Source organism: Sporocytophaga myxococcoides DSM 11118 (assembly GCF_000426725.1).
GTDB classification, from domain to species: Bacteria; Bacteroidota; Bacteroidia; order Cytophagales; family Cytophagaceae; genus Sporocytophaga; species Sporocytophaga myxococcoides.
In genome coordinates this window covers 1-13,523 of the sequence record NZ_AUFX01000005.1, presented here as the reverse complement: position 1 = coordinate 13,523, position 13,523 = coordinate 1, and the positions used below count along the sequence as shown (strand labels likewise).

The window sequence follows — 13,523 nt, the reverse complement described above, 5'->3', positions numbered from 1 at the left end:
ATTAGAGTCTCGCTATTATATAGTTCTTCAGCTATTTTATCACTTGTAATGTGATATCTTGCACCTATATATATCACAATCACCCGATATTATCAACATAGGTACAATAGTGGCATCCACCCAATAATGGCCTCCATCTTTTGCTTTGTTTTTGATAATTCCTCGGAATACTTTTCCGGCCTTAATTGTTTCCCAAAACAATTTAAACAACTCCTTAGGCATATAAGGATGCCTGAATATATTATGAGGTTTGCCTGTCAATTTCTCTTTTGAATATTTTAACAACCGATCGGGAACCTGGCAATCGTGCTAGGAAGTTGTAGTAGATGCTACTTCATCCTTAAGTTATTTTTTCTAAAATATGAGTCAATATTTTTAGGACAAAAACAAAATAACTCAGATTCTAATTCTACATCTGATGCATAGTTATAGTTGATTAATTTTTATCACACTAATTGTTTTAATATTTTCCTTTTGTCTTAATTAAAAGAAATGTGCTAAGCAGTCTTTTAAAGATGAATACTGATAATGAATTTGATATTGAGCCAGCAGCAAGATTTGTTAAAAAAACAGCATTTATGCAAATACAATTTGTATTAAAAAAAAATTACACGAAAATCAGCTAAAAATTAAAGCTGTTGATCTTTTTACTTTACCTGAAAATGAATATGGTCATCATGCCTCACAGCCTGGCAGCCGTGAAACCTTATTTTCCCAGACTGAAGACTCAGCCTTTGCTTCAAATGAGGCTCAATGAAAATTTTACTGACTGCTGTATCTTTAGCCAAAAGTTCAACTAAGAATCTCGTTCGTTCAGCATCAAATTTAAAATCCGCCTTTTTACTTTGAGGAATAATGAATTTTAAAAAACTGTATTGCAGATAACCTTTGTCTTTGCAAAAGTCAGCTGTATTCACTTCTCCATGGAGGGCTTCTTCACAAATGCCATATCCAATAAAAGAAGGGCTTTCATTGCTTTCATGTCCTGAGTTTTTTTCAATATAAAAAAATGTCAGATCCAGCTTCTTTCCATCATTATGACTCAGATGCGGCATCAATGGGAATTTATTTATAAAAGGAAAACAAGCATCCAGATAACTCACTTCTGTTCCGGGAAACTTTTTATTTATTTCTATAGCAGTGTTCAATACTGCGTTCTTGAGCTCGGGCTTTACATAATTGCGATTGAGCAGGCAAGTTATTTTATTCAATGGCTTCAAATGACTTGCAGAAAACATTGGTAAAGGAACTCTACCAAATAAAGCTGCAACGGGAGGGATAATAACAAAAGTTGCAGTGAAATACAGCATAAAAAATGAAATCAATTTTAATGCTACAAAGGCACTTTTATTTTCAACCTTATCTTTTAAATATTTAAAAATATAAAGGGTTAGTAAATATACCAACCCTCCAATCTGCGTGATAACTGTAAGTATACAGAAAATAAATATTCTGAAAAGTAGTTTAACTATATTCATTCCGAAAAACGGAGATTATTATTTATCAAAATATACTGCAAGACCAAGAATAAGAACATGCACCAATGAAAGTAACCAGAACATTTTAAGAGAAGGATTAGATATTGCGCTTATTTGAGTTTTGATTTTTTCAGATATAGTGGCCTGAATACTAAAATCTGAATCCTGAAAATCGATACCATCCAGACTTAACTTTTTAAAGCCATAATCCAACACTTTTTTCTGAATCTTATTGGCATTTTCGTCTTTTCTTATCTCATCGAGTAAACGGGCTTTAACAGTCACTCCGTCAATGCCACTTTTAAGCCAGTCAGGCTGTTTCGAGGAAATCTTCTTAAAACCCTTTTCAACCAAAGGCTCTACAAAATCTGCCAGTTTATTTTCCCAAATAAGATATATTGATGTTTGTAAGGCATGTTTGTTGGCAAGCATAATATAAACAACCACAAGACCAATTGAAACAACAAGCAACAGATTACTCCATAAATCTCCGGAAGGCGCCGCCGCCAGATACACATCTTCTGAAACATTAGCCTGTCCTGAAGATGTACCTCTTATAACTAAGGCCGTGATGACTCCAACAATAGATAGCGTTACTCCGATAAGAGCAACTTTAATCCAGCTAAAAAAAGACTTCCCAGCGATTGAAGTAAAGAGTTTTAAATTTTCTTTCATAGTAGTTTTAAAAAGAAGTTAAGTTTAAAATTATCAAAAAATTACAGTCAAAATAACTATATAAAAATCGAAAAAGTATAATGAATTAAAAATAAGAAGTCCTGAAATATTTTTAAACTTCTTTATGCCAAAAGCATGAAGGTTTGAATTAAAAAGAAAAACAACCTTCACGCTTTTGTTACTTACCCAATGTCATTCTAAGTTTGACCAATACGTCCTCAACAAATTTGTTTCTTTCTGAGCATCTGACCTTTAGCCGATCTATCTCCATTCTTTTAATTTTTAATTGAAAAAGCCTTTGTTGCAATTGCCTGATTTTAGTTTCTAATTCTACCTGTCTTTGATTAATATTTTCTAATGGATTCATAAAAAAATACTATTTGATATTAAACATTTATCCCTTACATAATGTTATTAGAATGCAAATAATACCATTATCATTTCATAAACATTTAAATACAAAGACCTAAGCCACTTGCTGACGGTAAGATTAATGGTTATAAGCCACGATATCTAAAAAAGTTTTATTTTTGGATCTATATTTGAGTTCAGACCAAAAAGATCTCACTAATATCTAACAAGAAAACAGTGAAACCGCTCCCAACACACGAAGAATCAAATAATAGTTTTCCAATCATAGGAATTGGAGCCTCTGCAGGAGGCCTGGAAGCTATTATGGAGTTTTTTGATAACCTTAAACTGGAGGTTAACGCTGCTTTTGTCATTATTCAGCATTTATCTTCTGACTACAAAAGCATGATGCCTCAGCTTCTTTCAAAGCATACAAAAATGCAGATACATGAAGCTCAGGAAGATATTATTATTGAAGCAGGCTCCATATATGTAATAACTCCAAGCAGAAATATTACATTAAGCAACAACAGGTTAAAACTCCATCAAAAGACAGCAGGCAAAATGCCTAACATGGCCATTGATATCTTTTTCAAGTCTTTGGCAGATCAACGAGGACCCAATGCAATAGGAGTAGTATTATCAGGAACAGGCAGTGATGGTACAAAGGGCCTAGAAGAAATCAGAAATGCAGGAGGCCTTGCAGTAGTGCAGGATCCAGTCACTGCTAAATTTGACGGGATGCCGAAGAATGCTATAGATACCGGCAATGCGGATATGATTCTCGCTGTAAATCAAATGCCCGAAGAAATTTTAAATTTCCTGCAGGACACACCAGGAAATGCTATTCCAGGGCGGTTGTCTGATGAAGAAGAAACTATCATTCACGAAATTCTGAATTTAATTAATAAGAGAGGAGGAAATGATTTTACATCCTACAAGCCCTCCACAATAAGCAGAAGAATTGCCAAAAGGATGACCCTAAACAATTTTAAAAGGCTTATTGATTATAAAGACTTTCTTCACACTAACAAGGATGAACTTGATATACTGGCTCAGGACTTTCTGATTGGTGTAACAAAATTTTTTAGAGACAAAGATTCTTTCACTATTCTGGAGAAAGAGGTAATTCCTGCACTGTTTAATACCGATGAGAAAGAGATAAAAATATGGGTAGCCGCCTGCAGCACAGGAGAAGAAGCATATAGTATTGCAATACTTGCTCACGAACATATCTTAAAGAATGGCCTTACACATCAGGTAAAAATATTTGCAACAGACATCAATAAAATTGCACTGGAAACGGCTTCTAAAGGTATCTATCCAACTTCCATTGAAAAAGATATATCAGAAACGCGCTTAAAAACATGGTTTGATAAATCAGGAGACAACTACAGAATAAATGGTCATTTAAGAAAGATGATTGTTTTCGCTCAACATGACCTGACAAGAAATGCACCATACAGCAAAATAGATCTTATTTCTTGCAGAAACCTGCTCATATATCTAAACCATGGATTACAAAAAAATATCCTATCCAAATTTTACTTCAGCATAAAACCCAATAGATATTTATTTCTTGGGACTAGTGAAAACATTGGTGATCTGAATCACGAGTTTAATGAATTACACAAAAAATACAGAATCTACCAGAAAACCAGTAACAAAAGGAAATTATCAACTGAAAGTTATGGAGGATTAGGAGGGTTTACTCTTAATAGTCCTGCTTTGTTCAAATTTCCGGAGTCTTCACATAAACCATTTGCATTTCCTTCAGCACCTGCACCTAACCTGACCGACTTGTTACTTGCGCATTCAGGTTTCAGCGCAGTCTGTATCAATGAAAATTATGAACTGACTCAGGCTTCAGGTGACTATGAAAAATACATTCAGTTTAAGCCCAAACATTTGGAACTTAATATACTGAAAATAGTATCAGAAGAATTGTCTATTGTTCTGGGATCGGCTATACGCAAGGCAATTAAACATAATGAAACTGTAACCCTTGACAGGATAAAACTTCAGGAAGAGAATTCCAAACGCAACATACAGATCATTATCTCTCCTACCACTGAAAAAAAGACTGAGAAAAAAATTTACTGGATATTCTTTAAAGAATTACCCGCGATTGAAACTCCGAAAAATGAAAATACCATAGACCTCAGTGAACAGAAATTTATTACCTCTGAGCGTATTATGGAGCTGGAAGATGAATTGATTGAAACAAGGGAAAACCTGCAGACGGCTGTTGAAGAGTTGGAAACATCCAATGAGGAAATGCAGTCTTCAAATGAGGAATTGGTTTCAGCAAACGAAGAGTTGCAAAGCACTAATGAAGAACTTCAGTCATTGAATGAAGAGCTGCACTCTGTAAATGCTGAATTTCAAATCAAGATAAAAGAACTGATCGAGCTCAACGATGATTTGAATAACTTCTTTAAAAGCTCGGATATATCTCAGATCTTCATCAATAAAGATCTGGCTATAAGAAAATTTACTCCTATTTCAGCGAAACAGATTAATCTTATCGAAAGCGATATAGGCAGGCCCATTGCTCATATTTCCAATAATATTAACCATCCCGGGCTTATAGAGGATATCCGATATGTGCTAAAGACGCAATCGCTATTGCAAAAGGAAATCCAGTCTTACAACAATATGTGGTATCAGATGAAAATTATGCCATATACCAAACAGGATCAGACTGTGGATGGAGCTATTATTACGTTTATTGATATTACCTATTTAAAGAGCCTGAACAATCTTATCTCAGGAGTTAACAACAGTTCACTCAATGGCATCATGGCTCTGGAACCTGTAAAGGATAGAAATGGGAATATTAAAGACATGTCTTTTGTTCTTACCAACAGCACTTTAGGTAAAATCTTCAGAAAAAAAACAGAAGCCTTAAATGGCAAACTTTTGAAGTCTGAATTTTCTGACATCGTAACGCCCGAACTTTTTGAAAAACTTGTACTGGCTTATGAAACAGATGACTCCTTACATACAGAACAGTATAGCGAGAAGCAACATAAGTGGTTTGAATTATCCGCTATAAAAACAGGAGAAACACTTGTCATAACGATTGGTGATATCACTGAAAAACGAGAAGCTGAGCTAAGGATCAGAGAAGCTTATGAAGAATTGAAAAAGACTCAGCAAAACCTTCAGCTGCTGAATGATCATCTAGAAGAAAGAGTTGAGAAAAGAACCAGAGATCTTACAATAAGTCAGGAGCGTTATAAAGCTCTTTCTCTTGCCACCAACGATGCTATTTATGATTGGGATTTTTCTTCTAATACTGTATGGTGGAATGAAGGATTCAAAAATATGTTTGGCTATGAAACCACAGGCGAATCACAAGGTATTGAGTCAAGGTTTGAGAAGATCCATCCCGAAGACAAGCAAAAAATTATAGAGAGCATTCAGAACTGTATAACTCATGGAAAAACCCAGTGGCAGGAAGAATACAGATTTGAAAAAGCTGATGGTAGTTATTCAAATGTACTTGACAGAGCTTACGTACTTCATTTTGAAGACGGAATGCCATATAGAGTCATAGGATCAATAGTTGATCTTACTTCATTAAAAAAGACTCAGCTTGAGCTTGAGAAAACGAATAAAAACCTTGTCCGAATTAATTCTGATCTGGACAATTTCATTTATACCGCTTCTCATGATTTGAAAGCGCCAATACTTAATATAGAAGGGCTTGTTCAAACAATAAAGTTAGAGGTATTGCCTAAAAGTGAAGATGAAGACTTCAAGTCGCTTCTGGAAATGGTCGATGTTTCAATTGCCAAATTTAAAGAGACTATAAGAGATTTAACTGAAATTGCCAAAGTTCAGAAAGAAATCATTATAGATCAGGAGTTGATTGACCTAAAGGAAACAATTGAAGAAACGAGATTATCTATATTGGATTCTTTTCTTAAAAATAACGTTACCCTTGAATACAATCTTCAAGTTCCTTTTATTCTTTTCTCCAGAAAAAATCTGAGAAGTATCTTTTATAATTTTATCAGCAATGGTATAAAATACAAGCATCCTGATAGAAATCCTCACCTTAAAATTTCTACTGAAACTATTGGTGAATTTGTTGTAATTACTTTCTGTGATAATGGGCTTGGCATAGAAGAAGATAAACTTGACCAGATGTTTGGCATGTTTAAACGCTTCCACGCTCATGTGGATGGCACTGGAATCGGGCTTTATATTGTAAAAAAGATAGTTGAAAATGCAGGAGGAAAAATCAGTGTAGAAAGCATGCTGAATGAAGGATCTACATTTAGAATTTTTCTCAAAGCAAATAGTATTCAGCAAATGGGTGATGATTTAGCAAATTCAAAAAAAATTCTTAATGGAAAATAATCCAAGTAAAAAGAACTATGATTCGGATTTTTGTGGCAATCTGCCTCTTAATTTTATTAATTCCATACAACCTTATGGCGCACTTATAGTTGTTGAAAAAAGAAGATGGACAATTATTCAGGTAAGCGAAAATATAAGAGAGCTTTTTGGCAAAGAGGTTATAGAGATCCTCAACAATCCTCTATCAACCTTTCTATCAAAGAAAGATTATGAAGCTCTGTTATTAAAAATCAACGATGACAATTTAAAAGAAAGAGTTCCTTTAAACTTCAGTTTTAATAATCTTGAATGTCTTGCTATTGCTCACTTCAAAGACGGACAGGTGGTGATGGAACTTGAAAGAGTTCCGGCAATTAAGAAAGATTTTTCCTACTTATATCAAGATGTTAAATACATTGTAGCTAAGCTTAAAAATGTTGATAGCATTACTCAGATCAGCAAAATAGCTTGCGAAGAGATTAAAAGAATATCCGGCTTTGACAAAGTCATGATTTACCAGTTTGATGAATCCTGGAATGGACTGGTAATTGCCGAGGCCAGGAATGATGACATGGATGTTTATCTTGGCTTAAGATTTCCCGCCTCTGATATTCCCAAACAGGCCAGAGAACTTTACTTCAATAATCCATATAGATTTATCCCTGATAGAAGTTACAAAGCAGTAAAGCTCAACCCTATACTTAATCCTGTAACTTTCAGATATACAGACCTTGGTGATTGCAACTTAAGAGCTGTGGCACCTGTGCATCTGGAATACTTGCAAAACATGAAAGTTGAGACTTCAATGTCGACACCCATAATTAAAAACGATAAGTTATGGGGGTTAATTTCTTGTCATCACAGAACAGCCAGGGAGATACCCTATGACCTTCGGTCTGCATTCGAACTCTTATCAAGCATATTGTCTACGCAGCTTGTAATGAACGAAAAACAAAACGACCTGCTTGTAAGCTCCCATCTCGATTCTATACAATCAAGATTATACAGACAAATGACCTCAGCGCCTAATTTTACAGACGGTCTGCTTGAAAATAATAATTTACTTGAACTGCTGGAGATACAAGGTGCCGTGATTGTTTTTAATGGTAAAACAGGAGAATTGGGCAAAACTCCGGAGACCTCATTTATCAAAGAGCTTTCTTATTGGCTGAAGGTAAAAAATATAGATGAAATTTTTCATTCAGACACAACTCTCATGGAGCTTGATGCAAACCATAAATACAAAGAGGACGCCAGTGGAATAATTGTAATTCCAATATCAGTAAAAAGAGGAGAATATATTGTGGGCTTTCGTCCCGAGATTATTCAGACTGTCCATTGGGGCGGAAATCCTGATGAGGCCATTCAATTTGAATCTGATCAGAAAACATATCATCCCAGAAACTCATTCGGTACATGGAAAGAAACTGTAAAAAACACATCTAAGGCTTGGACAACTCAGACTCTCAAAGCTGCAGATGAACTGCACAAATCTATTACTGATATTCTTTATAAAAACCAGAACTAGTTAAGTACCTATCATAATTTTAAAGATTTATGCTTCTTGAAAAAATAAAACGGCAAACTGCCGAAAACCATGCAGCTATGGAAAATAGCAATTTAATGAAGCCTGTTGTCAGTCGGGAGCTTAGCCTGGAATCTTACAAAAATATACTGATCAAATTTTATGGTTTTTTTCATCCTCTTGAAAATTCAATTAATAGCTTTTCTGATATTCATAATTATCTGCATGATTTTGAAACAAGGAGAAAGTCAACTGCATTAAAGGATGATCTTCACAAGCTTGGGTGTAATGAAGAAATCAATCTTTGCAATGACTTACCGGAAATAAAAACTTCATCTCAGGCTCTTGGATGCCTTTATGTTATGGAGGGTTCAACCCTTGGAGGAAGAATGATATCCAGAATTATTAGTGAAACTATCTCTTTAAATAAAGACTCTGGTGTAAGTTTCTTCAATGGATACGGAGAAGAAACAGGAAAAAAATGGAAATCATTCTGTGAAGCTTTAACCCATTATAGCAGCGCTGTAAATGATGATGACACCATCATTGATGCTGCAAATGAAACTTTCATTAAATTTAAAAACTGGGTAGAGTCAGAACAGAAATCTTTATAAATGTGTTGCTTTTTATCAAAGGAAGTACAAAAATTTCTTAACCGAGAATAAAAAGCTAAACAAATATTATTACATTCAATATATTCATCACTTTTTATCTTTACAATAACTAAACTTAATATTGCAATGAAAAAGATTGATAAAATTCTTCTCGTTGATAATGATAATGTAAACAATTTTTTAAACGCAAGGCTTCTCAAAAAGCTTGAAATAGCTAATGAAATAAATGTAGCATTAAATGGAAAAGAAGCTATTAATCATATCAATAAAAGCGCAACCTGTCCCGAGTTAATTCTTCTGGATATTAATATGCCAGTGATGGATGGTTTTGAATTTCTGAACTCTTATAAAACACATACTTCGAGCGATCCGGTAATTGTAGTTCTCACAACTTCATCCAATGAAAATGATATGAGCAAACTGGAAAATCATCCTTCTGTAATGGGATACCTCAACAAGCCCCTTACTGCGGAAAAGATCAATTCCGTTATGGAAAAGCATTTCAGCTGATAAATAAAAAAGCTCCCATTGGGAGCCTTATTTTATATTCCATTTTATTATTCAACAATCATTAACTCGGTCCTACGGTTGATTTGCTTGTTTTTAGGACTATCATTTGGAGCAATAGGCTTATTTGGCCCATAACCATTACTTATAAGCCTATCGGCCCTTATACCTTTTTTAATTAAGTATTCAGCAACTGCAGCAGCTCTCTTTTTGGATAACTCCATATTATACCCCCGATTGCCATCACTATCGCTATGGCCGGATACTTCTAACTTTATATTTGGATATTTTAATAAGAAGTTAAAAACCCTGGTAAGTTCAATCTCAGACTCAGGCCTAAGAGAAGCGTCATTAACATTAAAGAAAATATTTCTGAGAACAATAACAGTTCCCTTTTTAAGGGGCCTTAGATAAATATCCTCATCTATTTCTTCGTATTTATTAAGACTTGAGACATCAAGATTTTTTGAAAAGAAAGAATAATTTTCAGATTCAACTGCAATATTATAATTACGTCCGGTAGGTAAAGCAATAATATATTTACCGGAACTCTTATTTGGTAAAAATTTACCCACAGACTTTTGAGTTGAGTTATCCGAGATCTCAATTTTAGCTTCAATAGGTTGTAATGTCATTTCATCTATTACTCTCCCTTTCCAAACAACAACAGGGGCAAGAGCTATACTTCTTTCAAGCATGTATATATCTTTCTCACCGTTTCCTCCTTCTCTTACAGAAGAAAAATAAGCTCTTGAATTATCAGCTGACCAGGTAAAATACACATCATCATCAGCTGTATTGATGGGATACCCGATATTTTCAGGATTGGATAATATTTCTCCTGTTTCAAGATCTATTTCAACAGAAAAAATATCAAAACCACCCATAGAGTTATAACTTCTCGAACTAAAATAAAGTGTTTTTCCATCTGCATGAATAAAAGGCGACAATTCATCGTCCGGAGTATTAACCTGTGGCCCTAGTAATATTGGTGTACTATACTCTCCGTTACCCTGCATCTTTGTCATATAAATATCTGTACCACCAACACCACCGCTTTTGTTGCTTGTAAAAAACAAGACTTTATGATCTGAAGACAAACTACCGCTGGACTCCCAGAAAGGCGTATTGATATTAGGCCCGAGATTTTTTGGTGACGACCAGTTTTTCCCATCAAGATTACTGATAAACAAATCTCCACCATTTGAAGTGGCTTTATATATAAGCATTTGTTGCCCATCAGCACTTAAACCTATACATGCATCATGACTCTCCGTATTTATCTTACTTCCAACACCTTCAGCAGAAGACCAATTTGTATCTTTTATTGAATAGTAAATATCTTCATAATAGTGAAAATCTTCATGAAGCATCTGACCTGTACTATTATCCCTTCGTGATGTAAAATAAAGCATTGATTCATCAGCAGAAATTACAGGATTATAATCCGGAAATTTAGAATTAACAGTAGGTCCGAGATTTTTAACTTTTATTTCCAAAGGACTTGCGATTAGCTTTATTCCGTTATGACAATTTTTGATCAAATTGTCCAGTTCCTGCACTCTGTTTCTCTCAGATCCCTTCAACTGCTGCTGAAACGCAGTGTAATACGGAATGGCCTCCTTAAAATTATGGGTTAAATGATTTGCTCTACCTAAATAAAAATTCAGTTCGCGTATAGTGCATCCTTTTGATTTGGCATCTTCCAGATAAGACAATGCTTTTGAATAACTTTTCAATTCGCAATAACATGCCCCCAGGTAATACTTAATCCCAGCATGTTCCTTATCAATATTTTCCGCAATAATGAAGTTTTCCATTGCGCCTTTAAAATCGCCATCTGTAAAAAACGACACTCCATATTCATAATGTTTTTTGGCTTTTTTGTCAGAAGGAGCCTGCCCCTGACATACCATTGCAGAAATTAGAATAAAGGTAAAGATTAAGATATACTGTTTAATGAAATTCATTTTTAAATATAACAACTATTAAACTTTATACAAACCAATAAAGATAGAGTATCGAGCTACCATACATAACTTGGCTTACAACCTGTTGTAGGTTTATTTACCATTCTGTATGAAAGTACAATTTCATGAGTTCCTCTGCTAAACTGACGGATTCTGCTTGTAGTCATATCATAGGAATAACCGATATCAAGCATATTTCTATAAGAAATTCCGAACAGAACTATAAAAGCATCCTTTGCCCTCATAGAAGCTCCAGCCCAGATAAGATCTTTATAATTAAACTTTGCTGTAAGATCTACAGATGGTGGGACTCCATTATTGTATCTGACGATAGCAGAAGGTACTACTGCAAGCTCTTCCGATAGATTTACCCTGTAACCTCCCATCAGAAAATAGTGCGGAGACAAAGTACTGTTTTGCGTGAAAGCATAAGCGGTAGTATTCTGAAACTTAAGTTTACTACTGAAAATCTGATCCATTGAAATTCCTACATAGTACTTCGGAGAATAAACCATCAAACCTACCATAGCATCAGGTGTAATGGTACTGAGATTTCCTGAATTACCGATTGCATTATCCTGAACCGGATTAGCATTAGGATTAGCATTCAGTATTATTTTATCAACATCAATTCTGTATTGTTTGATCCCAAGGAAGGTACCCATAGACATATAAGTTTCCCGGGCCAAAGGAATATGATAGGCATAAGATCCATAAATACCAAGGGTACTGAAAGGGCCTATCCTGTCAAGCATAATCTGCCCGCCGAAACCATGATGGCCCTTCAATTTGAAGGATGCAGGAGCAGTAGGATATTTTCTAGTTTTATATCCCAAAGCTTTTTCAACTCCATTTAGTGGTTTCTTAAAACCTCTAGTTCGTCTTCTGTTTACAACATCGACATCTTCCCTGTTAATTAACTTCTTCCCCTTCTGTCCTTGAATGGTTAAGTAACCAGTCCGAGGCGCACCTTCCAGGCCCACCCACTGATTTCTGTATCCCACCTTGGCTTCAACAAAATTATCTGCACCTGCTATGGCAGGATTAATCAGATAGCTGTTCCAAATGTATTGGGAAAATTGCGGTATCTGCTGACCATAAATATCAGAACAGGCAATTACCAAAAACACTAATATTAAAATTCTTTTCATAACTATCTGATTATACTTACTGATCCTGCAATTGGTTCAGATCCATCTTTTAAATCTAAAATATAGAAATACGTTCCTACTGCCATGTCTACACCTTTTACTCTTCCATCCCACGACTCAATATTTTTATTCCATTTGATGATGATACTTCCATAGCGGTTATAAATTTCAAGTGTCGCTTCAGGATAATCTCCTATATTTTCAATTACCCATTCATCATATGTACCATCACCATTTGGAGTAAATGTATTCGGAATCATAACAGGTCTTCTTCCTACTACTGAGACTGTAATCTCGTCAGTTGCTTTGCAACCAAACTCATTTGTTGCTTCTACTGAATAGGTAGTTGTTTCAGAAGGACTTGCCACTGGATCAGCAATAAACAGACCACTTAAGCTCTTTTCGGCCATCCATACATAAGTTGTTCCACCAGTAGCCTGCAGTTGAACCTTTTTATTTGTTACAATTGTGGTATCCTTTCCAGCATTTAGATTTGGTAAAGGATTAACTGTTATTGTTATGGAATTTGTATAATCCACACCACATGAACTGGAATTGAAAACCTGAGCTCTGTATTGTCTTGTTTTATATAGCTCTTCCTGAACCTGCGGGAACTCTTTGTTTGTTGCAGTAACCCAAGTAGTATAAGGAGCTTCTGCGTACTGCCATGTAATATTATTTGCATTGTTTCCGCTAATGATCGGATAATTAACTTTCTCGCCAGCGCAAATTGTAGTATCACCTGAAAGCACACCCGGAATCAAGGCTACAGGCTCTGCGATTGTTACTGATACTGCTGAAGCACAACCATTAACATCGGTCACTGTATAAGAGTAAGTTCCAGCGGCAAGACCAGTGAAAGTTCCTGTTCCTGTGTAAGGTGCTGTTCCACCTGTTGCAGA

At 35.1% G+C, this 13,523-nt stretch carries 10 protein-coding genes; 4 read left to right on the top strand and 6 right to left on the bottom strand.

Features of this window, described 5'->3' with window-relative positions; all coding sequences use genetic code 11:
- Nucleotides 1-39: 39 nt before the first annotated feature.
- The 3 genes from K350_RS33090 to K350_RS0106065 form a co-directional block, all read right to left on the bottom strand.
- Complete coding sequence (locus tag K350_RS33090; protein ID WP_081670909.1) at nt 40-285, bottom strand: PAS domain-containing protein; 246 nt, start codon at nt 283-285, stop codon at nt 40-42.
- Nucleotides 286-647: 362 nt separating this feature from the next.
- Entirely contained in the window at nt 648-1,478 is an 831-nt protein-coding gene (locus tag K350_RS0106070; RefSeq protein ID WP_028979142.1) for a hypothetical protein, read from the bottom strand.
- Nucleotides 1,479-1,496: 18 nt separating this feature from the next.
- The gene (locus K350_RS0106065) at nt 1,497-2,153 is read right to left on the bottom strand and encodes a hypothetical protein (protein WP_028979141.1); all 657 of its coding nucleotides are present in this window, start codon (nt 2,151-2,153) and stop codon (nt 1,497-1,499) included.
- Nucleotides 2,154-2,741: 588 nt separating this feature from the next.
- Between K350_RS0106065 and K350_RS27635 the strand changes: the two genes are divergently transcribed.
- The 4 genes from K350_RS27635 to K350_RS0106040 all read left to right on the top strand — a co-directional run bounded on the left by K350_RS27635 (nt 2,742) and on the right by K350_RS0106040 (nt 9,503).
- Nucleotides 2,742-6,875: a chemotaxis protein CheB gene (locus K350_RS27635; RefSeq protein WP_051312909.1), complete on the top strand. Its 4,134-nt coding sequence runs from the start codon at nt 2,742-2,744 to the stop codon at nt 6,873-6,875.
- Nucleotides 6,865-8,382 (top strand): GAF domain-containing protein, encoded by a 1,518-nt coding sequence (locus K350_RS0106050; RefSeq protein ID WP_028979139.1) that lies wholly within the window; start codon nt 6,865-6,867, stop codon nt 8,380-8,382. Before K350_RS27635 ends, K350_RS0106050 begins: the two co-directional genes overlap by 11 nt.
- A 29-nt stretch (nt 8,383-8,411) precedes the next feature.
- A complete protein-coding gene (locus tag K350_RS0106045) occupies nt 8,412-8,993 on the top strand; it encodes a biliverdin-producing heme oxygenase (protein WP_028979138.1) in 582 nt (193 codons plus the stop codon).
- Between the two features lie 126 nt (nt 8,994-9,119).
- Entirely contained in the window at nt 9,120-9,503 is a 384-nt protein-coding gene (locus tag K350_RS0106040) for a response regulator (protein WP_028979137.1), read from the top strand.
- A gap of 47 nt (nt 9,504-9,550) precedes the next feature.
- Here the strand turns inward: K350_RS0106040 and K350_RS0106035 are convergent, their stop codons facing one another.
- The 3 genes from K350_RS0106035 to K350_RS0106025 form a co-directional block, all read right to left on the bottom strand.
- The gene (locus K350_RS0106035; RefSeq protein ID WP_051312908.1) at nt 9,551-11,470 is read right to left on the bottom strand and encodes an OmpA family protein; all 1,920 of its coding nucleotides are present in this window, start codon (nt 11,468-11,470) and stop codon (nt 9,551-9,553) included.
- A 56-nt stretch (nt 11,471-11,526) separates the two neighbouring features.
- Complete coding sequence (locus K350_RS0106030) at nt 11,527-12,621, bottom strand: PorP/SprF family type IX secretion system membrane protein (protein WP_028979135.1); 1,095 nt, start codon at nt 12,619-12,621, stop codon at nt 11,527-11,529.
- 2 nt (nt 12,622-12,623) lie between these two features.
- Nucleotides 12,624-13,523 (bottom strand): T9SS type B sorting domain-containing protein (locus K350_RS0106025; RefSeq protein WP_028979134.1); only part of this gene is annotated, 900 nt, incomplete at its 5' end.